Source organism: Streptomyces sp. NPDC048461 (genome assembly GCF_055587105.1).
In genome coordinates, this window is record NZ_JBVJGW010000003.1 from 296683 (window position 1) to 322225 (window position 25543).

Genomic DNA, 25543 nt, shown 5'->3' on the forward strand with positions numbered 1-25543 from the left:
TCTCGCACCCCCGAAGCCGGGCCGCCGCCGGTGGCGCGCGTACCCCCCGTGCCCCCGCCGTCCGCTCCGCCCGCGGAGGGACCCGGGCCCGCCGGCCCGGCTCCCCGGGATCCCGCGCCCACGGCGCCCGCTCCCCGCGCACGGGCCTCCGCGGCCCGCCGGTCGGCCGCCCCCGTGCTCACCCTGGCCGCGGCCGTCGGCGCCTTCGCCTACGTGGGCGCCGTCGACCCGAACGAGCCCGGGCACTACCCGGTCTGCCCGCTCTTCCGGCTGACCGGAGTGCTGTGCCCCGGCTGCGGGGGCCTGCGCAGCGCGCACGCGTTCGCCCACGGCGATCTGATCACAGCTTTCGGGGCAAATGCCCTCGCCGTCGTCGGCTACTTCGCGTTCGCGGGATTCCTGGCCCTGTGGCTGGTTCGCGCCGTGCGCGGCGGGCCCGTCCCGACGCCGGTGCTGAAGCCGCTGCACTGGTGGGGTCTGGGTACCGCGGCACTGGTTTTCGCCGTGGTCCGGAACCTTTCCCTCGGTTCCGCCCTGGCCCCCTGAGGCCCGTACGCAGGGCAAATGAAGCCGGCATTCCGAATGTCCAGTTACTGGGACGGCGTCAACCGGGTGCCGAGCCGAGGCGTCCTGCGGATACCATTTGAGTGTCGACCTTGCTGTGGAACGTGTCTGCAAGGCGGCCGACCGTCATCGACCCGGAAGGGGGCCGCTCGCGTGAGTGTGCTCGACGAGATCATCGAAGGGGTCCGCGAAGACCTTGCCGAACGGCAGTCCCGCGTCAGCCTCGACGAGCTCAAGGAGCGTGCCGCCAAGGCGCCCCAGGCCAAGGACGGCGTCGCCGCACTGCGCGGTGACAGCGTCAAGGTGATCTGCGAGGTCAAGCGTTCCAGCCCGTCCAAGGGCGCGCTGGCCGCGATCGCCGATCCGGCAGGGCTCGCCGCCGACTACGAGGCGGGCGGTGCGGCGGTCATCTCCGTCCTCACCGAGCAGCGCCGCTTCGGTGGCTCCCTCGCCGACCTGGAGGCCGTCCGCGCGCGCGTGGACATCCCGATCCTGCGCAAGGACTTCATCGTCACGGCGTACCAGCTCTGGGAGGCCCGTGCCTACGGCGCCGACCTCGCGCTGCTGATCGTCGCGGCCCTGGAGCAGGAGGCCCTCGTCTCCCTCATCGAGCGGGCCGAGTCCATCGGCCTCACCCCGCTCGTCGAGGTCCACGACGAGGAGGAAGTGGAGCGCGCGGTCGCCGCCGGTGCCAAGATCATCGGTGTCAACGCCCGCAACCTCAAGGACCTCAAGGTCGACCGCTCCGTCTTCGAGCGCGTCGTCCAGGAGATCCCGGCCCACATCGTGAAGATCGCCGAATCCGGCATCCGCGGGCCGCACGACCTGATCGCCTACGCCAACGAGGGCGCCGACGCCGTCCTGGTCGGGGAGTCCCTGGTCACCGGCCGCGACCCGAAGTCGGCCGTGGCCGACCTCGTCGCCGCCGGCGCTCACCCCGCACTGCGTCACGGGCGGAGCTGACCCGTCCCGTGACCCACGACCGCCCCTCCGTCCGCACCCGACCCGGCCCCCGCGGCCGGGCCGCGGTGCCGACGGCGCACGCGCCGCTGGCGCGCGGCTGCCGCCCCCGCGGCTGCCGCGCCCCGGCACGGCGGGTGCACGGGCGGCGGGTCCGGTACGTGATCGGCTCCGAGCCCGGTCAGGTCAACGGCATGCGATGGCGGCGCCCCAGCGCGCCGTAGACGAGGATCGCCGCGCGGCGAGTGCCGCGCGCGGTCCCCGTACGGCCCTGTGCCCCCGAGCCGCCGGCTCCGGGCACGGGCCGCTCCGTACCGTACGCACGCCACGCCCCAGCGGGGTTTGAGCGTCACGGGCGGGCGGCGCAATACGGTGAAGAGCACCCCGCCGCATCTCGCATCCCCGTAGGAGCACTGGACATGTCCAGCGAGTTCTTCATTCCGGACCCGGAGGGTCACGTCCCCGACGCCGAGGGTTACTTCGGTGCCTTCGGCGGCAAGTTCATCCCGGAGGCGCTCGTCGCCGCCGTGGACGAGGTCGCCGTCGAGTACGAGAAGGCCAAGGGGGACCCGGCCTTCGCGGCCGAGCTCAACGAGCTCATGGTCCACTACACCGGCCGGCCCAGCGCCCTCACCGAGGTGCCCCGCTTCGCGGAGCACGCGGGCAACGCGCGCATCTTCCTCAAGCGCGAGGACCTCAACCACACCGGCTCGCACAAGATCAACAACGTGCTGGGCCAGGCGCTGCTCACCAAGCGCATGGGCAAGACCCGCGTCATCGCCGAGACCGGCGCCGGCCAGCACGGCGTGGCCACCGCCACCGCCTGCGCCCTCTTCGGCCTCGACTGCACCATCTACATGGGCGAGATCGACACGCAGCGCCAGGCCCTGAACGTGGCCCGCATGCGGATGCTGGGCGCCGAGGTCATCGCGGTGAAGTCCGGTTCCCGGACCCTGAAGGACGCCATCAACGAGGCGTTCCGGGACTGGGTCGCGAACGTGGACCAGACCCACTACCTGTTCGGCACGGTCGCCGGCCCGCACCCCTTCCCGGCCATGGTGCGCGACTTCCACCGCGTCATCGGCGTCGAGGCCCGCCGCCAGATCCTGGAGCGCGCGGGACGGCTGCCCGACGCCGTCGCGGCCTGCGTCGGCGGCGGGTCCAACGCCATCGGCCTCTTCCACGCCTTCATCCCGGACGCGGACGTCCGCCTGGTCGGCTTCGAGCCCGCGGGACACGGCGTCGAGACCGGCGAGCACGCGGCCACGCTGACCGCGGGCGAGCCCGGGATCCTGCACGGCTCCCGCTCGTACGTCCTCCAGGACGAGGAGGGCCAGATCACCGAGCCGTACTCCATCTCGGCCGGCCTGGACTACCCGGGCATCGGTCCGGAGCACTCCTACCTCAAGGACTCCGGCCGCGGCGAGTACCGCGCGGTCACCGACGACGCCGCCATGCAGGCCCTGCGGCTGCTGTCCCGCACCGAGGGCATCATCCCGGCCATCGAGTCGGCGCACGCGCTGGCCGGCGCCCTGGAGCTGGGCCGGGAGCTGGGCCCGGAGGGGCTGATCGTGGTCAACCTGTCCGGCCGCGGCGACAAGGACATGGACACCGCCGCCCGCTACTTCGGGCTGTACGACGCCGACGGGGAAGTCGCCGAGAACGAGTTCTCCGAAGGGGACGACAAGTGAGCGCCACCACCCCGGCCGGAACGGGTACCGGCACCATCGACCTGCTGAGCGCGACCCTGGCCAAGGCGAAGGCCGAGGACCGGGCCGCCCTGGTCGCCTACCTCCCGGCGGGCTTCCCCACGGTCGACGGCGGCATCGAGGCCGTCAAGGCCGTCATCGCGGGCGGCGCCGACATCGTCGAGATCGGCCTCCCGCACAGCGACCCGGTCCTGGACGGCCCGGTCATCCAGACCGCCGACGACATCGCCCTGCGCGGCGGCGTGAAGATCGCGGACGTGATGCGGACCGTGCGGGAGGCCCACGCGGCCACCGGCGCCCCGGTCCTGGTCATGACGTACTGGAACCCCATCGACCGCTACGGCGTCGAGCGGTTCACGGCCGAGCTCGCCGCGGCGGGCGGCGCCGGCTGCATCCTGCCCGACCTGCCGGTCCAGGAGTCCGCCCTGTGGCGGGAGCACGCGGAGAAGCACGGTCTGGCGACCGTCTTCGTCGTGGCCCCCAGCAGCAAGGACGCGCGGCTGGCCACCATCACCGCGGCCGGTTCCGGCTTCGTCTACGCCGCGTCCCTCATGGGGGTCACCGGCACCCGCGAATCGGTCGGCAACCAGGCCCAGGAACTGGTGACCCGCACCCGCGCCACCACCGACCTGCCGGTCTGCGTCGGGCTGGGCGTCTCCAACGCCGTCCAGGCCAAGCAGGTCGCCGCCTTCGCCGACGGCGTCATCGTCGGCTCGGCCTTCGTGAAGCTGCTGCTGGACGCCCCGGATCTGCCGGCCGGGCTGGCCGGGGTGCGCGCGCTTGCGGCCGAGCTTGCGGAAGGCGTACGCAGGAGCTGACGCGGAGCGGTTTCCGAACGGGTTCTGTAGCCCGATCGGGTGGAAGTGGGGGCAGGGAGGCACGCGAGTGCCTCCCTGCTTCGTTTGGCGGAACGTGAGCGAGAAGAACGACGGTGCGAACCGCGATGCGACGAAACGATCGGCCCGGGAGCGACTCCAGGAGGAGCGCCAGCGGGAGAAGGCCCGGGACAAGCGCCGGCGGACCCTCGTCGTGTCGGCGGCGGTGGTGGGCGTCCTCGGCCTGGCCGCCGTCGTCGGCCTGATCGCGGCCAACACCGGCAAGAGCGGCGCCGACAAGGCGGGCCCGGTGGTCGCCCCCTCGGGGGCCACCGGCAAGGACGCGCTCGCCGTCCAGACGGGCAAGGCCGAGGCGAAGTCCACCCTCACCGTGTGGGAGGACTTCCGCTGTCCCGCCTGCAAGAGCTTCGAGGACCAGTACCGCGACACGGTCCACGAGCTGGAGGCCAAGGGCCTGCTCAAGGTCGATTACCACATCGTCACGCTCATCGACGGGAACATGGGCGGCAGCGGCTCGCTGAAGTCGGCCAACGCCGCGGCCTGCGCGCAGGACGCCGGCAAGTTCTCCGCCTACCACGACGTGCTCTTCCAGAACCAGCCGGAGGAGGTCGACGACGCCTTCGGCAAGAACGCCAGGCTGCTGGAGCTGGCGGGCAAGGTGGAGGGTCTGGACACCCCCGCGTTCCGGGCCTGCGTGGAGGAGGGCACCCACAACAGCTGGGTGGCCAAGTCGCAGGACGCCTTCCGGGCGGGCAAGTTCCGGGGGACCCCGACCGTGCTCCTGGACGGCAAGGACATCTTCGCCGACCAGGCGAACCCGCTGACCCCGCAGAAGCTCAAGGAGAAGGTCGAGGCCTCCGCGAAGGGCGCGGGCAAGGCCACGCCGTCGGCGGAGGCGTCCTCCGGCAGCGGCGGTGGCACCGGCAGCGGTGCGGGCGCCGGTACGAAGGCCTCGCCGTCGGCCACGCCTTCGGGCGGCGGGTCGCGGACGCCCTCGAAGGGCGGTGCGGACGGTCCGTCCGCCGGCTCGTCCACCGGGTCCCCGAAGGGGACGTCGAGCGGTACCTCCGGGGACTGAGCGACCCCCGGGCCGTGTGTGGATTTGGTTTCGGCTTGCCGGGTGGTTGCGGTCCGCACCACCCGGCAGGGTAGCGTCAGCTCTGCCATGGACATTGCTTACATCCCCAGCCCGTCGACCGGCGTGATCCATCTCGGACCGATCCCGCTGCGCGGCTACGCGTTCTGCATCATCGTCGGCGTCTTCGTCGCCGTCTGGCTCGGCAACAAGCGGTGGGTCGCCAGAGGCGGCAAGCCGGGGACGGTCGCGGACATCGCCGTGTGGGCGGTGCCGTTCGGGCTGGTCGGCGGTCGCCTCTACCACGTGATCACCGACTACCAGCTGTACTTCGGCGAGGGCCGCAACTGGGTCGACGCCTTCAAGATCTGGGAAGGCGGCCTCGGCATCTGGGGTGCCATCGCGCTCGGCGCGGTGGGTGCCTGGATCGGCTGCCGGCTGCGCGGGATCCCGCTGCCGGCCTGGGCGGACGCCCTGGCCCCGGGCATCGCGCTGGCCCAGGCCTGCGGGCGCTGGGGCAACTGGTTCAACCAGGAGCTGTACGGCCGGGCCACCGACCTGCCGTGGGCGGTGGAGATCAGCGAGGGCGCGAACCGCGTCGCCGGGACCTACCACCCGACGTTCCTGTACGAGTCGCTCTGGTGCGTCGGCGTCGCCGTGCTGGTGATCTGGGCCGACCGCCGCTTCACGCTCGGCCACGGGCGGGCGTTCGCGCTGTACGTCGCCGCGTACTGCGTGGGCCGCGGCTGGATCGAGTACATGCGGGTCGACGAGGCGCACCACATCCTGGGCCTGCGGCTGAACGTCTGGACGTCGATCGTCGTCTTCGTCCTGGCCGTGGTCTACCTGGTGCTGTCGGCCAGGCTGCGGCCGGGCCGCGAGGAGATCGTCGAGCCGGAGACCCCCGGCGCGGCGAAGGACGAGGACAAGGCCGGGACCGGCGGTGACGCCGACGACGCGGCCGGAGCCCCGGACACCGCGAAGGACGCGAACGAGGACGGCACCGCCCAGGGCGGGGCCGCACCCGGCGCGAAGCCGGCCGACGGCGCCGCGCCGGAGGCGGCAGCGGAGTCCAAGGCGTCCGTCCTGACGAAGGCGGAGCCCGCGGACGCCGCGGCGGCCGGGGCCGCTGCCGAACCCAAGGGCGCCGTCACGGCGGACCTGCGGAAGGCGAAGCCGGCCGAGGGCGCTGCCCCGGAGGCCGGAAAGGCCTGACCGGAACGTTCCGGGAGGGGCGCCGCGCCCCGCCCCGCGCCCCCCCCGCCCCCCCCGGGCCCGCCCCCCCCCGCCCCCCGCGGCCCCCCGGGGGCCCGCGGGGGGGCCGGGCCCGGGGGGGGGGGGGCGCGGGCCCCCCCCGCCGCCCCCCCCCCCCCGCCCGGGGCCGCCCCCCCCCCCCCGCCCCCGGCGCCCCCCCGCCCCCCCCGCCCCCCCCCCCCCGGGCGGGGGGGGCCCCCCCCCCCCCGGCCCCCCCCCCTCCCGCGTTCCCGGGGCCGGCGCGCACCGGCCCCCGGCGTCACCGCGTGGCCGCGCGGCGGGACAGGGCCAGGGTGCGGTGGGCCGCGGCCACCACCGCCGGGTCCACGAACCTGCCGTCGGGCAGGGCCAGCGCCCCCGGGGTGGCGCGGGCGGCGCCGAGCACCTCCTCGGCGGCGGTGACCTCCTCGGCCGCGGGGACGTAGGCCCGCTCGATCACCGGCAGCTGGCGGGGGTGGATGGCGGCCCGGCCGAGGAAGCCCAGGGTCCGGCCGCGGGCGCAGGAGGCGGCCAGCGCCTCCAGGTCCCGGATGTCGGGGAACACCGACTGGGCCGGGGGCGAGAGACCCGCGGCCCGCGCCGCCACCACCACCCGGGACCGGCACCAGTCCAGCCCCGACTCGGCGCTGACGGCGAGGTCGGCCCGCAGGTCCGCCTCGCCCAGCGAGAGGCCGCGCAGGGAGGGGTGGGCGCGGGCGATCTCGTACGCGCGCTCCACGCCGAGCGCCGACTCCAGGAGGGCGTGCAGGCCGACGCCGCCGGTGCGGTCGGCGGCGGTGGTGATCTGCTCCGGGGAGCTGATCTTGGGCAGCCGCAGGCCGGCGAGTCCGTGCAGCCCCGCCAGCGCGGCGAGGTCGGCGCCGCCCCACGGGGAGTCGAGGGGGTTGACGCGCACGTGGACGGGGACCGGGGGCCGCTCGCCGAGGAGTTCGGCGGTGGCGGAGCGGGCGTACTCCTTGCGGGAGACCGGTACGGCGTCCTCCAGGTCCACGATGACGGCGTCCGCCCCGCAGGCCAGGGCCTTGGCCACCACCGCCGGACGGTCGCCCGGTGCGTAGAGCCAGGTCAGGATCACAGGGCCCCCTCCGTCCGCAGCGCGCCGATCTCGGCCCCGGTCAGGCCGAGCTCCGCGAGGACCTCCTCGGTGTCCGCGCCGTGGGGGCGGCCGGCCCAGCGGATGCCGCCCGGGGTCCCGGAGAGCCGGAAGAGGACGTTCTGCATCCGGATCGGGCCGAGTTCGGGGTCCTCGACCTCGGTGACGGTGTCCAGGGCCGCGTACTGCGGGTCCTCCATCACGTCCCGTACGTCGTAGACCCGCGCGACCGCCGCCTGGGCGTCCTCGAAGGCGGCCAGGACCTCGTCCGCCTTGTGCCGGGCGATCCAGCCGCCGACGGCATCGTCCAGGACGGCGGCGTGGGCGGCCCGGCCGGAACCCGTCGCGAACCACGGCTCGTCGATCAGCTCGGGCCGGCCGACCAGGCGCACCACGCGCTCGGCGATGGACTGGGCGGAGGTGGAGACCGCGAGCCAGCGCCCGTCGAGGCTGCGGTAGGTGTTGCGGGGCGCGTTGTTCGTGGAGCGGTTGCCGGTGCGGGGCTGCACGTAGCCGAGCTGGTCGTACCAGAGGGGGTGCGGGCCCAGCACGGTGAGGATCGGCTCGATGATGGCCAGGTCCACGACCTGCCCGGCTCCGGTGCGGTCGCGTCCGGCGAGCGCGGTCATCACGGCGTACGCGGTGGTCAGCGCGGCGATCGAGTCCGCCAGGCCGAAGGGCGGCAGGGTCGGCGGCCCGTCCGGCTCCCCGGTGATCGCGGCGAAGCCGCTCATCGCCTCGGCGAGGGTGCCGAAGCCCGGGCGGTGGGCGTACGGCCCGTGCTGGCCGAACGCCGTGACGCGGGCCAGCACCAGCCGCGGGTTGACGGCCGACAGCTCGGCCCAGCCCAGGCCCCACTTCTCCAGGGTGCCGGGGCGGAAGTTCTCGACGACGACGTCCGCGGTGGCGGCGAGGCGCAGCAGGACGTCCCGGCCGCCGGGGGTGGACAGGTCGAGGGTCATGGTCCGCTTGTTGCGGCCCAGCAGCTTCCACCACAGGCCGACCCCGTCCTTGGAGGGGCCGTGGCCCCGGGAGGGGTCGGGCCGTCCGGGGTGCTCGACCTTGACGACCTCGGCGCCGAAGTCGCCCAGCAGGGTGGCGGCGAGGGGCCCGGCGAAGAGGGTGGCGAGGTCGAGGACGCGGAGCCCTTGCAGGGGACCCGGGGCGGGCACCGCGGGGCCGGGGCCGGGGGCCACCGCGCCGGAGGGGGTCACGAGGCGGCTCCGGAGCCGCCGGCGGGTCCGGAGCCGGCCGGGGTTCCGCCGGCGGGCGGGGGCGGGGGCGCGGCGCCGGGCTCGGGCGGGGCGCCGGACGCGCCGGCGGCGTCCGCCTCCGCCCGGGTGGGCATCGAGTCCTGGGCTCCGGGCCGCTGGACGGAGAGCGCGGCCGCGGCCGAGGCCCAGCGCAGCGCGTCCGGCATCGGGCGGCCCTCGCCGAGGGCCACCGCGAGGGCGCCGACGAACGTGTCCCCGGCCGCGGTGGTGTCCACGGCCCGGACCCGGGGCGCGGGCACGGTGAGCGGGGCGCGGCCGCGCGCGGCGTACAGGACCCCGGCCGCCCCCAGCGTGACGACCACCTCCGGTACCTCGTCCAGCAGGGCGGCGGCGGCCCGGTGCGGGTCGGTGAGCCCGGTGAGGGAGGCCGCCTCGTGCTCGTTGGGGACCAGGAGGTCGGTCGCGGCCAGGAGTCCGGCCGGCAGCGGCCGGGCCGGGGCCGGGGTCAGGACCGTGCGGACCCCGTGCGCGCGGGCGGCGAGGGCTCCGGCGAGGACGGCCTCCAGGGGAAGTTCGAGCTGGAGGAGCAGGGCGCCGGCGGCGGCGATGCGGCTGTCGTCGCCCGCTTCCAGCCCGGTGACGCGGGCGTTGGCCCCGGGGATGACGACGATGCTGTTGCCGCCCTCGTCGTCCACGGTGATGTGCGCGGTGCCGCTGGCCCCCTCGACCGTGCGCAGGCCGGCCGTCCCGACCCCGGCCGCCGCGAGCGCGGAGCGCAGCCGTACGCCGAACTCGTCGGCCCCGACCGCCCCGATCATCACCACCGTCCCGCCGAGGCGGGCCGCCGCGACGGCCTGGTTGGCGCCCTTGCCGCCGGGCACGGTGCGGAAGGCGGTGCCGGTGACGGTCTCCCCGAGGCGGGGGGCCTTGGGGACGTAGGCGACGAGGTCCATGTTCGTACTGCCGAGCACGGCGATGGCCGTCATGAGCGGGCTGCCTCCTGTGCGGTGAGGTGGGCGAGGGTGTCGAAGCCGGTGCCGTCGAAGCCGGGGACGGTGGTGGACAGGCGGTTCTTCAGCGGGGCGGTCCAGCGCTCCGGGAGGGCGTCCGGCGAACCGGCGAGCAGCCCCGCGAGGGCCCCGGCCGTGGCCCCGTTGGAGTCGGTGTCCCAGCCGCCCGAGACGGCGCGGCAGACGGAGCGGGTGAAGTCCCCGTCGGCGTGGGTGAGGGCGGCCGCGATCAGGGCGGTGTTGGGGACGGCGTGGACCCAGTGGTAGTGACCGTAGCGCGCGTGCAGGGCGTCGACGACGCGGTCGAAGTCCGGCTCCGCGGCGGCCGAGGCGATCGCGAACCGGACGGCTTCGGCGAGGCGCGAGCGCGGCGGTACGACCGCCAGCCCGGCCCGCAGCGCGCCGTGGACGTCCGCGTCGCCGGTGGCGGCCTCGGCGGTGGCGGCGGCGACGAGCAGCGCGGCGTACACGCCGTTGCCGGTGTGGGTCAGGGTGGCGTCGCGGTACGCCTGGGCCGCGGCGGCGGCCGGGTCGCCGGGGTGGGTCCAGCCGTGGACGTCGGCGCGGATGAGGGCGCCGATCCACTCGCGGAACGGATTGTGGTGGGCGGCGGTGGCGGGCGGCTCCAGCCCGAGGAGGAGGTTGCGGTAGGCGACCCGCTCGGCGGTGAAGGTCCGTCCGGCGGGCAGTTCGTCGAGCCAGAGGCGGGCGACGTCGGCGGTGGTGAACCGCTTGCCGTGCCGCCGGAGCAGGAGCAGGCCGAGGAGGGGGTAGTTGAGGTCGTCGTCCTCGGGCATGCCGTCGATGTTCTCGGCGAGGGAGGTCGGGGCCGAGCGCCGGTTCCACGGGTGGGCGGCCAGCAGCTCCGGGGGGACGCCGCGGGCGGTGAACCAGTCGTTCAGCGGCCAGTTCCCGGCGGCGCGGGCCAGCGCCCGGACGGCGGCCAGGGGCAGCTTCTCGACGGGCTTGCCGAGCAGGCACCCGGCGGCCCGCCCCAGCCAGGCGGCTTCCAGCCGGGCCGTGAGGCGGGGATCGGCGGCGGGAGCCGGTTCCGGTACGGCGGGTTCCGGTACGGCGGGGCCCGGCGCGGCCGGGCCCGGTGTGCGGTGCGGGGCCGGGGCCGGGGCGGCGGTCGGCCAGGTGGCGCGGACCGCCTCCCAGGACGCGGGCTCGTCGGCGGCCAACGGTGAGGGCAGCAGGGCGAGTTCGTCCAGCAGCCGGGCGGCGAGGGCGCGGAGCCGCGGGTCGGCCGGGCCGGGGGAGGCGCCGGCCCGCTCGGGCGCGGGATGCCCGCCGGCCGCCAGCCAGGCCCGGCGGGCGGGCCCGGCGTCCCGGCCGTCCTCGTCCGCCTGCCGGAGCTCGTGCCCGACGAGGTCCTCGGGCTGCGCCCAGGTGACCCGCAGGCCCTGCTCGGCGGGCGGGGCCCGGTGGGGGGCCGGGGCGCCCCGGGTGGCGGCGGGCGCGGTCCCGGGCGCCGGGGGCGCGGTGGGCGGGCGGCTCACCGGGGGGCGGCGATCGCGGTGAAGGCCGCCTCGTGGGTGCGGCGGCGGGAGCGGTCGAGGGCGAAGACCTCGCGGGACACCGCGGCCAGCGCGGCCGCCGGCGCGCGCAGGTCGAGGCGGCTGGCCTCGGCGACCTGCTTGGCCCACGCCTCGGGGACGGCGGACTCCCCGCCCAGGGCCCCGGCGACGGCGCCCGCCATCGTCGCGATGGAGTCGCAGTCGCGGCCGTAGTTGACCGCGCCGAGCACCGAGGGCTCGTACGCGCCGTCCGCGATCAGCAGCATCCCGAGCGCGACGGGGAGTTCCTCGATGGAGTGGAGCCGGGACGGGCGCCGGGCGCCCAGTGACGGCTTGCGGTAGTCCGGGCCCACCGAGTCGTACGGGGCCACCGCCGCCCGCAGCGGGACCAGGGCCGACTCGAAGTCCCGGTGGCGGGAGGCCGCTTCGGCGACCGCCGCGATGGCCGCGCGGGTGCCGTCCTTGGCGAGGGCCAGCGCGGTGTCCACCACCGAGGCGGCGGTGGCGCCGGGGACGCACGCCGCCGCCACGGCCGCCGCGAACACGCCCGCGGCCTCCCGCCCGTACGAGGACTGGTGCGCGCCCGCGACGTCCAGCGCCTCCGCGTACGCACCCTCCGGGTTGCCGGCGTTGACGATGCCGACCGGCGCCATGTACATCGCCGCGCCGCAGTTGACGATGTTGCCGCTGCCGGCCTCGCGCGGGTCCACGTGCCCGTAGTGCAGCCGGGTCACGATCCACTTCTCGGCGAGGAAGATCCGCTGCAACGGCAGCGCCTCCGCCTCCAGTTCGGGGATCCAGCGGGGGTTGCCCATCAGGTCGGGGACGAGGTGGTCGGCGACCGCGTAGGCGTCGAGGTGGTCGCGCACGGCCTCGTAGACCCGTACCAGCGCGTGCGTCATCAGGGTGTCGTCCGTGACGTGCCCGTCGCCCTTGTGGTACGGGGCGATGGGGCGTGCCGTACGCCAGTCCTCGTACCAGGGTCCGACGATGCCGTGGACGCGGCCGCCGTGCCGTTCCACGATCCGGTCCGGGGTCCAGCCCTCGACCGGGCCGCCGAGCGCGTCGCCGACGGCGGCTCCGACGAGGGCGCCGTGGGCCCGGTCCTCCAACGTGAGCGTCATGTCCGAATCATCCCTTGGGTGAGGTGAGTTCCGTACGCGCGAGCAGCGCGGCGAGTGCGACGAGGTCGGTGCCGGCGAGGCGGGGGAGGGCGCAGCCGGACAGGGTCCGGCAGGCCTCGCGCCAAGCGGCGGGGATCGAGTCGCCGCCGCCGAGCGCGCCGGTGAGGGCGCCGGCGAGGGCGGGGGCGGAGTCCGCGACGCGGGACAGGCAGGCGGCGGCCGGAACGGCCTCCGCCACCCTGCCGCGGGCGGCGGTCGCGAGGGCGAGGGCGACGGGCACGGTCTCGGCGGCGGCGATCCCGTAGCTGTAGACGTGGTCCACGATCTCGTGTTCGAGGGTGGGGACGATGGCGAAGGCGCCGCCGTCGGCGTCCGTCCCGAGGTGGGTGCGGGCCAGCCCGACGGCGTGGCGGGCGTTGCGGCCGATCTCGGTGGACTCGGGGAGCTGGGCGAGGGCGGCCTCGACGGCGGCGTCGACGTCCGCGCCGGCGAGGGCGGTGGCGATCGCGGCGGCCATCGCGCGGGCACCGTGGACGCCGTCGCCGTCCTGGGTGTAGCGGGCGTCGAACTCGGCGAGGTCCGCGGCGGCGGCCGGTGAGCCGGGGTGGACGACGGCCAGGACGCAGGCGCGGACGCAGGCGGCGTCGTCGAAGTAGTGCGGGTTGTCGTGGCCGGTGGCGGGCGGGCGCAGGCCGGCGGCGAGGTTGCCCAGGCCGGCGCGGACGGAGATCCGGGCGCGGAGCGGCAGTACGGCGGACTCCACCTCGGGGGCGCGTTCCGCGGCCGCGGCGACCTCGGAGGCGAGGGCGTTCCACGCGAGGTCGATGGCGGCGCGCATGCGGCGGGACCGGGAGAGGTCGCTGAGCAGGACCCCGGCGGCGGTGAGCACGGACTCGGCCGCGAAGGCCGCCCACTCGGCGTCGTCGCTGGGGCCGAGGCGCAGCGGCTCCGGGGGCTGGTTGAGGGCGATCGGGACGGGGAGGGTGGTGGTGGCGTTCTGCTCGGCGAAGGTGTCGAGCTCCCGGGTGAGGCGCCGGGTCCACTCGGGCATCCGGCTGGCGCGGTGGCGGGCGGCCGGCCAGCCGGCCGCGTCCCCGGCAGCGAGCCCGAGCAGCAGCCCCTCGATCCGCCGCCGGCCGATCGCGCCGCCGGCCGCGTCCGCGGCGGTACGGGTCTCCGGGCGGGGGAGCTCCGCGGGGGGCCCGGCCGGCCGCTCGGCGATCCGGACCCCGGCCGTACGGGGCGCTCGCGGCGCGGAGTCCGGTACGGCCGCGAGCCCCGCGGCGGCGGCACGCGGCTCCGGGCCGCCGCCCGGGCCGGGGATCCCCGGCGGGGCGGGGTCCGGCGGGGCGGGGTCCGGCGCGGCGCCCCGCCCGTCCGGGGCGTCCTGTGCGTGCGGGCCGCCGGGCGCGTCCGGGGCGTCCGGGGCGTCCGGGGCCGGTACGGCGGTCCGCGGGGCGGCGGCCGTCCAGCGCGGGGGAGCGGGGCGCGCGGCCCCGGCCCCCGGGGCCCCCGGGCGGCCGGGAGCCGGGGCCGGGGCGGGAGCCGGGTCGGCCGGGGCCGGGGCGGGGTGGGGTGCCGGTGTCGCGGGGTCCGGGGTGTACGGGGGCGGGGTCATCGGGGGGTCTCGTATTCGGGGGTGAGGAGGTCCGCGATGTCCAGGACGTGGTAGCCCCGCATCGAGGGGAGGCAGCTGCCGCGGACCGGGCCGATGGCCGCCGCCCAGGCGTCGGGGATCGCCGGGGCGCCCGACATCGCGCCGGCCAGCGCGCCCGCGACCGCGGCCGTGGTGTCCGCGTCGCGCCCCATGTTCACGGCGGTCAGTACGGAGCCGGCGAAGTCGCCCCCGCACGAGGCGAACGCGCCGAAGGCCAGCCCCACCGCCTCGGGTGCCAGGTCCGTCCACGGGTAGCCGCCGATGACGACGGCCGAGCGCACGGCCCGCTCGCCGCGCGGGGCGGCGGTCACCGCGCGCCGCAGGGAGCGGGCCGTCCAGGAGTCGGAGGGGATGACGGACAGCGCCGCCGAGACCACGGAGGCCGGGGACCCGCCGGCCATGGCCGCCGCGACGCCCGCCGCGACGGCCTGGCCGCCGTAGATGCCCTCCCCGTCGTGGCTCACGCAGCCGTCGATCGCGACGAGCCGCGCCGCCTCGGCGGGGCGGCCGGCCGCGAAGACCCCGAAGGGGGCCGCCCGCATCGCCAGCCCGTCCGACCAGGCGTGCCGGTGCTGCGCGGAGATGGGGGCCGCGAGGCCCCGGCGGAGGTTCTCCAGGGTGCCGCGCTCCGAGAAGCCCGCGCCGCGGAAGGGGCCCTCGTCGAGGTCCGCGATCCAGTGGTGCCAGGCCCGTTCCACGTGGGCGACGGTGAGCGCCGTGCCGTGCCGGGCCAGCAGGAGCCCGGAGAAGATCGCGTACTCGGTGTCGTCGGTGCCCGCCGGGTCGTCCGACACGAAGCCCTCGATGCGGCCCCACTTGGCCCGGATCTCCGACGGCTTCATGTTCTCCGCGGGGGCGCCCAGCGCGTCACCCACCGCGAGTCCCAGAAGAGCACCCCTGGCCCGTTCGAGGAGGACCTGCGGATTGCATGCAGTCAGCTCCATGGCGCGCCTCTCCACTTGATGGGACTCATGATGAGCCCTTGGGGGATTTGTGCCATGACATCTGGTTTGTCGCTCGCCGCGAAACACCCCGCGCGGGTTCTCGTCACCCGGTCGCCGAGCCGCAAAACCGCAGGTAAGTACGGCCTTCCTTGCTGGCGGGCGGCAAAAATCGTGCGTAGGTTCGAGGTGTTCAGGGGGAGTGGGTGTCCGCGCGTCGGCCGCGCGGCGGCTTCGCGTACCCACTCGTACAAAAGGGGAGAAGAGCACCGCCATGTCCATCATCGACACCGAAGCACCGCTGCACACCGCCCACCGCGACAACCACACCCACCGCGACGTCAACGGCGGATGGCTGCGCCCGGCTGTCTTCGGTGCGATGGACGGGCTCGTGTCCAACCTCGCCCTCATGACCGGTGTCGCGGGCGGCGCCGTCGCCCCGCACGTCGTGGTGATCACCGGGCTGGCGGGCCTCGCGGCCGGCGCGTTCTCGATGGCGGCCGGCGAGTACACCTCGGTGGCCTCGCAGCGCGAGCTGGTGCTCGCGGAGCTCGACGTGGAGCGCCAGCAGCTGCGCAAGCACCCCGTCGACGAGATGGAGGAGCTGGCGGAGCTCTACGTCTCGCGCGGCGTCGACCCCTCCCTCGCCCGCGAGGTGGCCATGCAGCTCTCCCGCGACCCGGAGCAGGCGCTGGAGATCCACGCCCGCGAGGAGCTCGGGATCGACCCCGAGGACCTGCCGTCGCCCATGGTCGCCGCGGTGTCCTCGTTCGGCTCCTTCGCGCTCGGCGCGCTGCTGCCCCTGCTGCCGTACCTGCTCGGGGCCGTGTCGCTGTGGCCGGCGGTGCTGCTCGCGCTGGTGGGGCTGTTCGCCTGCGGTGCGGTCGTCTCGCGGGTCACGGCCAGGTCCTGGTGGTACAGCGGGCTGCGCCAGCTCGTCCTGGGTGGCGCGGCCGCGGGTGTGACGTACATCCTGGGAACCTGGATCGGTGGGGCCGTAGGCTGACCGCGCAGGGAGTGAGACACTATGCAGTACGCGACATAAGTAGTTCGTTACTCGGCGGTTTCGATTCCGTGTCCGCCGGGCATCACACCATGGCGTCCCCCCGGTCCCTGCCGGGAGGCGCGCCCCAGGGGCAACGATGCCCCTCGCGCCGGGACCTTCGGCCCGTGATCGTCACCTGATTCGCCCGCGAAGGTCCCCACTTTTCTGCCCGTGCACTGTCCGCATGCTGGAATGGCATATCCGCTTCTCGGGATTGTCGTCATCATGTAATCTGCACGAAATTTCGCAGAGGGCCAACGTCGTCCCTCGGCTATGCACATATGCCACGACGACGACGGGAGAGCCGATGCGTTCCGCATCCACGCACTCCGCGACCGGCCCCAGCACCACCGCCTGGTCGCCCATGGACGGTCGCCCCGCCCAGCAGGGCATGTACGACCCGCGCAACGAGCACGACGCCTGCGGCGTCGGCTTTGTGGCCAACCTCAGCGGCGAGGCCAGCCACACGCTGGTCGAGCAGGCGCTGACCGTATTGCGGAACCTCGAGCACCGCGGCGCGACGGGCTCCGAGCCCGACTCGGGCGACGGCGCCGGAATCCTCTCCCAGGTGCCGGACGCGTTCCTGCGCGAGGTGGCCGGGTTCGAGCTCCCCGAGGCCGGCGCGTACGCCGTCGGCATCGCCTTCCTGCCCGCCGACGGCTCCGCACAGGCCGTCGCGCAGATCGAGGCCATCGCCGCCGAGGAGGACCTCACGGTCCTCGGCTGGCGCGAGGTGCCCGTCACCCCCGACCTGCTCGGCAACGGCGCCCGCGCCACCATGCCGGCCTTCTCCCAGCTGTTCGTCAGCAACGGGAGCACCGGCATCGAGCTGGACCGCAAGGCGTTCGTGCTGCGCAAGCGCGCCGAGCGCGAGGCCGGGGTGTACTTCCCGTCGCTCTCCGCGCGCACCATCGTCTACAAGGGCATGCTGACCACCGGCCAGCTGGAGCCCTTCTTCCCGGACCTCTCCGACCGCCGCTTCGCGTCGACGCTCGCCCTGGTCCACTCCCGGTTCTCGACGAACACCTTCCCGTCCTGGCCGCTCGCCCACCCGTACCGCTTCGTCGCGCACAACGGCGAGATCAACACGGTCAAGGGCAACCGCAACTGGATGAAGGCCCGCGAGTCCCAGCTGGCCTCCGGAGTCTTCGGCGACGGCGCCCTGGAGCGCATCTTCCCGATCTGCACCCCGGACGCCTCCGACTCGGCCTCGTTCGACGAGGTCCTGGAGCTGCTCCACCTCGGCGGCCGCTCCCTGCCGCACAGCGTGCTGATGATGATCCCGGAGGCGTGGGAGAACCACACCTCCATGGACCCGGCGCTGCGCGCGTTCTACAAGTACCACTCCACGCAGATGGAGCCCTGGGACGGCCCGGCCTGCGTCACCTTCACCGACGGCACCCAGGTCGGCGCGGTCCTCGACCGCAACGGCCTGCGCCCCGGCCGCTACTGGGTCACCGACGACGGCCTCGTCGTCCTCGGCTCCGAGGTCGGCGTGCTCGACATCGACCCGGCCAAGGTCGTCCGCAAGGGCCGCCTGCAGCCCGGCAAGATGTTCCTCGTCGACACCGCCCAGAAGCGGATCATCGAGGACTCCGAGATCAAGGCCGAGCTGGCCGGCGCCGCTCCGTACGCCGAATGGCTGGAGACCGGCGAGATCGAGCTGACGGACCTGCCCGAGCGCGAGCACATCGTGCACACCCACGCCTCGGTCACCCGCCGCCAGCAGACCTTCGGCTACACCGAGGAAGAGCTGCGCGTCATCCTCGCGCCGATGGCCCGCACCGCCGGCGAGCCGCTGGGCTCCATGGGTACGGACTCCCCGATCGCGGCCCTGTCCGAGCGGCCCCGGCTGCTCTTCGACTACTTCACGCAGCTGTTCGCGCAGGTCACCAACCCGCCGCTGGACGCCATCCGCGAGGAGCTCGTCACCTCGCTGCTGTCCTCGCTCGGCCCCCAGGGCAACCTGCTGGAGCCGAACGCCGCGTCCTGCCGCAGCGTGACCCTGCCCTTCCCGGTCATCGACAACGACGAGCTGGCCAAGCTCATCCACGTCAACGCCGACGGCGACATGCCCGGCATGAAGGCCGCCACGCTCTCCGGCCTCTACCGGGTCTCCGGCGGCGGCGAGACGCTGGCCGCCCGCCTGGACGAGATCCGCGGCGAGGTCGACGCGGCCATCGCGAACGGCGCGCACCTGATCGTCCTCTCCGACCGGCACTCGGACGCCGAGCACGCGCCGATCCCGTCGCTGCTGCTCACCTCCGCCGTGCACCACCACCTCATCGCCACCAAGCAGCGCACCCAGGTGGGCCTGCTGGTCGAGGCCGGCGACGTCCGTGAGGTCCACCACGTCGCGCTCCTCATCGGCTACGGCGCGGCCGCGGTCAACCCGTACCTCGCCATGGAGTCCGTCGAGGACCTGCTGCGCGCCGGTACCTTCCTGTCCGGCCTGGAGCCGGAGCAGGCCATCAAGAACCTGATCTACGCGCTCGGCAAGGGCGTCCTGAAGGTCATGTCCAAGATGGGCATCTCCACCGTCGCCTCCTACCGCGGCGCCCAGGTCTTCGAGGCCGTCGGCCTGAACGAGGAGTTCGTCGGGGCGTACTTCAGCGGTACCGCCACCAAGATCGGCGGCGCCGGCCTGGACGTCATCGCCAAGGAGGTGGCCGCGCGCCACGCCAAGGCGTACCCGGCCTCCGGCATCGCGGCCACGCACCGCGCGCTGGAGATCGGCGGCGAGTACCAGTGGCGCCGCGAGGGCGAGCCGCACCTGTTCGACCCGGAGACGGTCTTCCGCCTCCAGCACGCCACGCGCAACCGCCGGTACGACATCTTCAAGCAGTACACGGACCGGGTGAACGAGCAGTCCGAGCGCCTCATGACGCTCCGCGGCCTCTTCGGCTTCAAGACCGAGGGCGCGGCGGCCCGTCCGCCGATCTCCGTCGACGAGGTCGAGTCGGTCGCCGACATCGTCAAGCGCTTCTCCACCGGCGCCATGTCGTACGGCTCGATCTCGCGCGAGGCCCACGAGACCCTCGCCATCGCCATGAACCAGCTGGGCGGCAAGTCCAACACCGGTGAGGGCGGCGAGGACCCGGACCGCCTGTACGACCCGGCGCGCCGCTCCTCCATCAAGCAGGTCGCCTCCGGCCGCTTCGGTGTGACGAGCGAGTACCTGGTCAACGCGGACGACATCCAGATCAAGATGGCGCAGGGCGCCAAGCCCGGCGAGGGCGGCCAGCTGCCCGGCCACAAGGTCTACCCGTGGGTGGCCAAGACCCGGCACTCCACGCCGGGCGTGGGCCTGATCTCCCCGCCGCCGCACCACGACATCTACTCCATCGAGGACCTGGCGCAGCTGATCCACGACCTCAAGAACGCCAACCCGGCCGCGCGCATCCACGTGAAGCTCGTGTCCGAGGTCGGCGTCGGAACGGTCGCGGCCGGCGTCTCCAAGGCCCACGCGGACGTCGTCCTCATCTCCGGCCACGACGGCGGTACGGGCGCTTCCCCGCTCACCTCGCTGAAGCACGCGGGCGGTCCCTGGGAGCTCGGCCTCGCCGAGACCCAGCAGACGCTGCTGCTCAACGGGCTGCGCGACCGCATCGTGGTCCAGACGGACGGCCAGCTCAAGACCGGCCGCGACGTGGTCATCGCCGCGCTGCTGGGCGCCGAGGAGTTCGGTTTCGCGACCGCGCCGCTCGTCGTCTCCGGCTGCGTCATGATGCGCGTCTGCCACCTGGACACCTGCCCGGTCGGCATCGCCACGCAGAACCCGGTCCTGCGCGACCGCTTCTCCGGCAAGCCCGAGTTCGTCGTCAACTTCTTCGAGTTCATCGCCGAGGAGGTCCGCGAGATCCTCGCCGAGCTGGGCTTCCGCACCATCGAAGAGGCCGTCGGCCACGCCGAACTGCTCGACACCACCAAGGCCGTCACGCACTGGAAGGCGCAGGGCCTCGACCTGGAGCCCCTCTTCTACGTGCCCGAGCTGCCCGAGGGCGCGGTGCGCCACGCCCTCATCGAGCAGGACCACGGTCTGGAGAAGGCTCTCGACAACGAGCTGATCAAGCTCGCCGCCGACGCGCTGAACGCCGACGCGGCCGAGCAGGCCCAGCCGGTGCGCGCCCGGGTCGCGATCCGCAACATCAACCGGACCGTCGGCACGATGCTCGGCCACGAGGTCACGAAGAGGTTCGGCGGCGCGGGCCTGCCCGACGACACCATCGACCTGACCTTCACCGGTTCGGCCGGCCAGTCCTTCGGCGCCTTCGTCCCGCGGGGCGTCACGCTCCGCCTGGAGGGCGACGCCAACGACTACGTCGGCAAGGGCCTCTCCGGCGGCCGGATCGTGGTCCGCCCGGACCGCGGCGCCGACCACCTCGCCGAGTACTCGACCATCGCCGGCAACACGATCGGCTACGGCGCGACCGGCGGCGAGATGTTCCTGCGCGGCCGCACCGGCGAGCGCTTCTGCGTCCGCAACTCCGGTGCGCTGGTCGTCTCGGAGGGCGTGGGCGACCACGGCTGCGAGTACATGACCGGCGGCCAGGCCGTCGTCCTCGGCGAGACGGGCCGCAACTTCGCGGCCGGCATGTCGGGCGGCGTCGCGTACGTCATCGACCTCGACCCGGACAACGTCAACGTCGGCAACGCGGGAGCGGTCGAGACCGACCTGTCCGACACGGACAAGCAGTGGCTGCACGGTGTGGTGCGCCGCCACGAGGAGGAGACCGGCTCGACCGTGGCCGCGAAGCTCCTCGCTGACTGGTCCGCTGCGGCGGATCGATTCAGCAAGATCATCCCGACCACGTACAAGGCAGTGCTCGCCGCCAAGGACGCCGCTGAGCTGGCCGGACTCTCGGAGTCCGAGACCACTGAGAAGATGATGGAGGCGGCGACCCATGGCTGACCCGAAGGGCTTCCTCACCACAGCGCGCGAGACCGCCTGCACCCGTCCCGTGGCCGACCGCCTGAAGGACTGGAACGAGGTCTACGTTCCGGGCTCGCTGCTCCCGATCATCAGCAAGCAGGCCGGCCGCTGCATGGACTGCGGCATCCCGTTCTGCCACAACGGCTGCCCGCTCGGGAACCTGATCCCCGAGTGGAACGACTTCGCGTACCGCGAGGACTGGACGGCGGCGTCCGAGCGCCTGCACGCCACGAACAACTTCCCGGAGTTCACCGGGCGGCTGTGCCCGGCTCCCTGCGAGTCGGCGTGCGTGCTCGGCATCAACCAGCCGGCCGTCACGATCAAGAACGTCGAAGTCTCGATCATCGACCGGGCGTGGGACAACGGCAGCGTCACCCCGCAGCCGCCCGAGCGGCTGTCGGGCAAGACCGCCGCCGTCATCGGCTCCGGCCCGGCGGGTCTCGCCGCGGCCCAGCAGCTGACCCGGGCCGGGCACACGGTCGTGGTGTACGAGCGCGCCGACCGCGTCGGCGGGCTGCTGCGCTACGGCATCCCCGAGTTCAAGATGGAGAAGGTGCACATCAACCGCCGCATCGAGCAGATGCGCGCGGAGGGCACCAAGTTCCGTACCGGCATCGAGGTCGGCCGCGACATCACCGCCACCGACCTGCGCAAGCGGTTCGACGCGGTGGTCATCGCCGCGGGCGCCACGGTCTCCCGCGACCTCCCGGTCCCGGGCCGCGAGCTGAACGGCATCCACTTCGCGATGGAGTACCTGCCGCTCGCGAACAAGGTGCAGGAGGGCGACTTCATGGCGCCCCCCATCACCGCCGAGGGCAAGCACGTCGTCGTCATCGGCGGCGGCGACACCGGCGCGGACTGCGTGGGCACCGCCCACCGCCAGGGCGCGGCCTCGGTCACGCAGCTGGAGATCATGCCGCGCCCCTCGGAGGACCGGCCCACGCACCAGCCGTGGCCGACGTTCCCCATGCTGTACAAGGTCACCTCGGCCCACGAGGAGGGCGGCGAGCGGGTCTACTCCGTCTCCACCACCCACTTCGAGGGCGACGCGGACGGCAACGTCCAGTCGCTGCACCTCACCGAGGTGGAGTTCGTCGACGGCAAGCTCACCTCGAAGCCCGGCACCGAGCGCGTCCTCCCGGCGCAGCTGGTCACCCTGGCGATGGGCTTCACCGGCACGGACCAGGAGAACGGCCTGGTCCAGCAGTTCGGCCTGGCGCTGGACGCGCGCGGCAACATCGAGCGCGACGCGGCCTACGCGACCAACGTCGACGGCGTCTTCGTCGCCGGTGACGCCGGCCGCGGCCAGTCGCTCATCGTGTGGGCCATCGCGGAGGGCCGCTCGGCCGCCCGCGGCGTGGACCGGTTCCTGACCGGCGCCAGCGCCCTGCCGTACCCGGTCAAGCCGACGGACCGCTCCATCACCGTCTGACCCGCCCCACCCCGGCGGCCTCCGGGCCGCCGGGCCCCTCCCGAACGGGAGGACCCCTCATACGGTCCGTACAACGGTGTACGGAAACCCCGACACAGCGCCCGCCATGGCTCCTTCCGGACGCCGGGCTTGCACCGCTCGGCCGCGGGCGGCCTCCCGGGCTTCGCCCGGCTGCGCCGGCCTCCGGCCGTCGGCCCCCCCGCCCGCGCGTAGGGCGGGACCCCTCATACGGTCCGTACAACGGTGTGCGGAAGCCCCGGCACAGCGCCCGCCATGTCCCCGACCAGGGATGGCGGGCGCTGTGGCGTTCGGGGGGCAGGTGCCGGGCGTGAACGCGTACTGGAGCTGGTCCGGGGCGCGTGCCCAGGTCGGTTTGCCGGGCCGTGAGCCGACCCGTCGAAAGTCCTGCCGCATCACGGGGCGTCGGCGCGGCCTGCCGTAGGCCGTACGGGCCAGTGGGCTGTCCGCGGGGTGGCTTGGTGCAGTTCAGGGGGGTCGCCGTCTGGTACCTATCGGCAGCATGGCCCCCACCCGAACGCTGCTGAGCGGCCTCCTCGGCGCCGCCCTGCTGTTCCCCCTCCCGCTCACCACCGCCACCGCCACCGCCGCCCCGGACGCCGCCGGCGACGGGCGGACCGTCGACTACCGCGGGCTGCGGCTCTCCGTCCCCGCCGACTGGCGGGTCGTCGACCTCGACCGGAGCCCCGGCGCCTGCCTGCGCCTCGACCTGCCCACCCTGTACCTCGGCCACGCCGGGACCCAGGCCGAGTGCACCGGCCGGGCGGCCGTCCGCCGGGCCGACACCCTGCACCTCGAACCCCTCGACGGCGCCCCGCCGCGCGCCGACGTGCCGACCCTGCTCGCGGAGTCCGTGAAGGCCCTGCCCGAGGTCCCGCCCCGTTCCGACAGCAACGAGCTGCGCTACGCCCTGCGCCGCTCCGGGATCATGGCCACCGTCTCCTACGGGCTCGCGCCCGGCACCGTACGGGAGGTCCTGGCCCGGGCCCGTACCGTCGACGGCGCGTCCGCAGTGGGCCCCGCCGGTCCGCCCGCCGCCACCGCCGCCCTCGCGGCTCCGGCGCTGCGCACCGCCCAGAAGCCGTTCACCGGCCAGGGCTTCGACGCCTGCACCGCGCCCACCCAGCGCTCCATGGACACCTGGCGGGCCGAGTCCCCCTTCGGCGCGGTCGGCATCTACATCGGGGGCCGCGCCCGCGCCTGCGCGCAGCCGCAGCTCACCGCGGGCTGGGTGCGCAAGCAGGCCCAGGCCGGCTGGCATCTGATGCCGATCTGGGTGGGCCCGCAGCCCTGGCACAGCGCCAGCACCGGCCTGTCCACCGATCCCTCCGAGGCGGACGCGCAGGGCCGCTCCGCCGCCGACGGCGCGGTCGCCGCGGCCCGGTCGCTCGGCCTGCCCGAGGGCACCGTCCTCTACAACGACCTGGAGAACTACTCGGACCGCGCCACCTGGGACGCCCCGGTCGTCGCCTACCTGACCGCCTGGACCGTCCGGCTGCACGAGCTGCGCTACCTGTCTGCCGCCTACGTGTCGGCGAGCTCCGGGGTCAAGGCCCTGAGCGCCCACTACCAGCAGGCCCGCGAGGCCATGCCCGACGTGCTGTGGGTCGCCCGGTGGAACGGGACGGCCTCCGTCTCCGACGCCGACATGGGCCTGCCGAAGGGCACCGCCCAGTGGGCGGGACCGCGCCGGGCCCACCAGTACCGCGGCGACCACGACGCCTCGTACGGCGGGGTGACCATCAACATCGACCGCAACCGCGTGGAGGTGGACCCCTCCGTCCTCGGGACCGGAGGGATCCTTCCGCCGCTCCTGCCGCTCAGTTAGGCCGCGCCTCCGGTCGGCATCCGGTCAGCCGCCGGCCGGCTCCCGCGGATCCTCGCGGGCCGGTTCGTCGTCGTTGCCCCGGCGGATGGTGCGCAGGCCGCCCGCCGGGGTCCACGACCGCACCACCAGCTCCTCGCCCGCCACGCCGATGTGGACGACCTCCGTCAGGTCGGCGTGGAAGAGGTGGAAGGGGTGCGGGGACTCCGACGCCGTCTCCTCCGCGTACCGGTGCAGCTCGGGCGGGTCGACGACCTCGACCGCCCGTCCGGAGACGCGTACGTCTCCGTCCGGCATCGTCTCGCCCGCGCCCGGGTTGGTGTGCAGGGCGAAGCGCGGGTCGCGCTGGAGGTCCCTGGCCTTCATCGAGCCCGGCATCATGCCGAGCCACAGTTCCCCGCCGCGGATGTCGACGTTCAGCCCGGCCACCCGGGGGGACCCGTCCTTGCGGAGGGTGGCCAGGACGTGGTGCGGGTACTGCGCGAAGCGGTCCCGGACCGCCGTCGCGAACTCCGGCTCTGCCTTCTCGAAGGCCGCCCAGTTGGTGATCGTCATGCCGCCATGAAACCCCTCAGGCCACCGTGATGCCCAGCCGCCGGGCCGCGTCCAGCCAGGCGGGGAACTCCCCGACGAGCCGGTCGTACAGCTCCGAGTCCGCGACGGAGCGCGGGTCGGGGCCGGCGTGGAAGTAGCCCGCGTTGTCCACGACGCGCCGGCCCGGGACCGGCAGCTCGTCCAGCCTGCGCAGGAAGTCGAACTGCGAGCTGCGGGTGTTGCCGAAGCCGACGAACTGCCAGAAGAGCGGCAGCCGGGCCGCCTTGCAGAGGTACCTCTCCGCCGCGAGCTTGTTGATCGGCCCGCCGTCCGTCTGGAACACGACGAGGGCCGGCCGGGTGGATCCGGAGTCCAGGTAGTGGTCGATCACCGCGTCCATCGCCGCGTGGTAGGCCGTCTTGCCCATGTGGCCGAGCCGGGAGGCGATCTCGGTGACCCGCCCCTCGTGCCCGGCGAGGGAGACCTCCTCCACCGCGTCGACCTGGGTGGAGAAGAAGACGACCGGGACGCGTCCGTCGTCGTCCAGGTGCGCCGACAGCCCCAGCACCCGGTCGGCGAGGGCCTGGACGCTGCCGTCGTCGTAGTACGGACGCATCGACCCCGAGTAGTCGAGGACCAGGTAGACCGCGGCGCGCCCGCCCTCCAGGCCGTACTTGCGCAGGGAGACCCCGGCGCTCTTGTACAGGCTCACGAGGGCCGGAGCCGTTTCCTCGACCGTGCGGAGGTCCATCGCGCTGCCCGTCATGGGGCCGAGGGTACGGGAGGACGCGCCGGCCGG

19 protein-coding genes and 1 pseudogene are annotated in these 25543 nt (G+C 74.5%); 11 read left to right on the top strand and 9 right to left on the bottom strand.

Annotated elements, in window-relative coordinates; translation table 11 throughout:
• The first annotated feature begins 30 nt into the window (after positions 1–30).
• From ACZ6S8_RS06930 to lgt, 7 genes and pseudogenes are all read left to right on the top strand, one after another.
• Positions 31–546 carry a DUF2752 domain-containing protein gene (locus ACZ6S8_RS06930; protein ID WP_469453586.1) on the top strand — a complete coding sequence of 172 codons (516 nt, stop codon included), beginning with the start codon at positions 31–33 and terminating at the stop codon, positions 544–546.
• A gap of 171 nt (positions 547–717) precedes the next feature.
• Positions 718–1527, top strand: a complete 810-nt coding sequence (gene trpC, locus ACZ6S8_RS06935; RefSeq protein ID WP_351280289.1) for an indole-3-glycerol phosphate synthase TrpC — start codon at positions 718–720, stop codon at positions 1525–1527.
• An 8-nt stretch (positions 1528–1535) separates the two neighbouring features.
• Positions 1536–1748, top strand: a complete 213-nt coding sequence (trpM, locus tag ACZ6S8_RS06940) for a tryptophan biosynthesis modulator TrpM (protein ID WP_469453188.1) — start codon at positions 1536–1538, stop codon at positions 1746–1748.
• A 195-nt stretch (positions 1749–1943) separates the two neighbouring features.
• The gene (gene trpB, locus ACZ6S8_RS06945; RefSeq protein WP_469453190.1) at positions 1944–3215 is read left to right on the top strand and encodes a tryptophan synthase subunit beta; all 1272 of its coding nucleotides are present in this window, start codon (positions 1944–1946) and stop codon (positions 3213–3215) included.
• Positions 3212–4051, top strand: coding sequence for a tryptophan synthase subunit alpha (gene trpA / locus ACZ6S8_RS06950; protein ID WP_469453192.1), 840 nt, complete (start codon positions 3212–3214; stop codon positions 4049–4051). The genes trpB and trpA overlap by 4 nt, the downstream gene beginning before the upstream one ends.
• A 94-nt stretch (positions 4052–4145) precedes the next feature.
• Positions 4146–4937: pseudogene (locus ACZ6S8_RS06955) on the top strand (DsbA family protein); the annotation flags it as partial.
• Between the two features lie 297 nt (positions 4938–5234).
• Entirely contained in the window at positions 5235–6359 is a 1125-nt protein-coding gene (lgt, locus tag ACZ6S8_RS06960; RefSeq protein ID WP_469453194.1) for a prolipoprotein diacylglyceryl transferase, read from the top strand.
• A 298-nt stretch (positions 6360–6657) separates the two neighbouring features.
• On the opposite strand, the gene ACZ6S8_RS06965 is transcribed toward lgt, so the two are convergent.
• The 7 genes from ACZ6S8_RS06965 to ACZ6S8_RS06995 form a co-directional block, all read right to left on the bottom strand.
• A complete protein-coding gene (locus tag ACZ6S8_RS06965) occupies positions 6658–7473 on the bottom strand; it encodes an HpcH/HpaI aldolase/citrate lyase family protein (RefSeq protein WP_469453195.1) in 816 nt (271 codons plus the stop codon).
• On the bottom strand, positions 7470–8705 hold the full coding sequence (locus tag ACZ6S8_RS06970) for a CaiB/BaiF CoA transferase family protein (RefSeq protein ID WP_469453197.1): 1236 nt from the start codon (positions 8703–8705) through the stop codon (positions 7470–7472). The genes ACZ6S8_RS06965 and ACZ6S8_RS06970 overlap by 4 nt, the downstream gene beginning before the upstream one ends.
• Positions 8702–9691 carry a ribokinase gene (rbsK, locus tag ACZ6S8_RS06975; protein ID WP_469453199.1) on the bottom strand — a complete coding sequence of 330 codons (990 nt, stop codon included), beginning with the start codon at positions 9689–9691 and terminating at the stop codon, positions 8702–8704. Before rbsK ends, ACZ6S8_RS06970 begins: the two co-directional genes overlap by 4 nt.
• Positions 9688–11118, bottom strand: a complete 1431-nt coding sequence (locus ACZ6S8_RS06980) for an ADP-ribosylglycohydrolase family protein (RefSeq protein ID WP_469453588.1) — start codon at positions 11116–11118, stop codon at positions 9688–9690. The genes rbsK and ACZ6S8_RS06980 overlap by 4 nt, the downstream gene beginning before the upstream one ends.
• A 95-nt stretch (positions 11119–11213) precedes the next feature.
• On the bottom strand, positions 11214–12359 hold the full coding sequence (locus ACZ6S8_RS06985; protein WP_469453201.1) for an ADP-ribosylglycohydrolase family protein: 1146 nt from the start codon (positions 12357–12359) through the stop codon (positions 11214–11216).
• A 7-nt stretch (positions 12360–12366) separates the two neighbouring features.
• The gene (locus ACZ6S8_RS06990; RefSeq protein ID WP_469453202.1) at positions 12367–13977 is read right to left on the bottom strand and encodes an ADP-ribosylglycohydrolase family protein; all 1611 of its coding nucleotides are present in this window, start codon (positions 13975–13977) and stop codon (positions 12367–12369) included.
• On the bottom strand, positions 13974–14960 hold the full coding sequence (locus ACZ6S8_RS06995) for an ADP-ribosylglycohydrolase family protein (RefSeq protein WP_469453204.1): 987 nt from the start codon (positions 14958–14960) through the stop codon (positions 13974–13976). The genes ACZ6S8_RS06990 and ACZ6S8_RS06995 overlap by 4 nt, the downstream gene beginning before the upstream one ends.
• A gap of 271 nt (positions 14961–15231) precedes the next feature.
• Between ACZ6S8_RS06995 and ACZ6S8_RS07000 the strand changes: the two genes are divergently transcribed.
• The 4 genes from ACZ6S8_RS07000 to ACZ6S8_RS07015 all read left to right on the top strand — a co-directional run bounded on the left by ACZ6S8_RS07000 (position 15232) and on the right by ACZ6S8_RS07015 (position 24213).
• Complete coding sequence (locus ACZ6S8_RS07000) at positions 15232–15963, top strand: VIT1/CCC1 transporter family protein (RefSeq protein ID WP_469453207.1); 732 nt, start codon at positions 15232–15234, stop codon at positions 15961–15963.
• Positions 15964–16366: 403 nt separating this feature from the next.
• Positions 16367–20914 carry a glutamate synthase large subunit gene (gene gltB, locus ACZ6S8_RS07005; protein WP_469453589.1) on the top strand — a complete coding sequence of 1516 codons (4548 nt, stop codon included), beginning with the start codon at positions 16367–16369 and terminating at the stop codon, positions 20912–20914.
• Entirely contained in the window at positions 20907–22367 is a 1461-nt protein-coding gene (locus ACZ6S8_RS07010) for a glutamate synthase subunit beta (protein WP_469453209.1), read from the top strand. Before gltB ends, ACZ6S8_RS07010 begins: the two co-directional genes overlap by 8 nt.
• A 520-nt stretch (positions 22368–22887) precedes the next feature.
• Positions 22888–24213 carry a DUF1906 domain-containing protein gene (locus ACZ6S8_RS07015; RefSeq protein ID WP_469453211.1) on the top strand — a complete coding sequence of 442 codons (1326 nt, stop codon included), beginning with the start codon at positions 22888–22890 and terminating at the stop codon, positions 24211–24213.
• A 24-nt stretch (positions 24214–24237) separates the two neighbouring features.
• Here ACZ6S8_RS07015 and ACZ6S8_RS07020 read toward each other — a convergent pair whose 3' ends face one another.
• Together ACZ6S8_RS07020 and ACZ6S8_RS07025 are read right to left on the bottom strand one after the other, a co-directional pair.
• Positions 24238–24765 carry a pyridoxamine 5'-phosphate oxidase family protein gene (locus ACZ6S8_RS07020; RefSeq protein ID WP_469453213.1) on the bottom strand — a complete coding sequence of 176 codons (528 nt, stop codon included), beginning with the start codon at positions 24763–24765 and terminating at the stop codon, positions 24238–24240.
• A 16-nt stretch (positions 24766–24781) separates the two neighbouring features.
• On the bottom strand, positions 24782–25510 hold the full coding sequence (locus tag ACZ6S8_RS07025) for a VWA domain-containing protein (protein WP_469453215.1): 729 nt from the start codon (positions 25508–25510) through the stop codon (positions 24782–24784).
• Between the last annotated feature and the right edge of the window lie 33 nt (positions 25511–25543).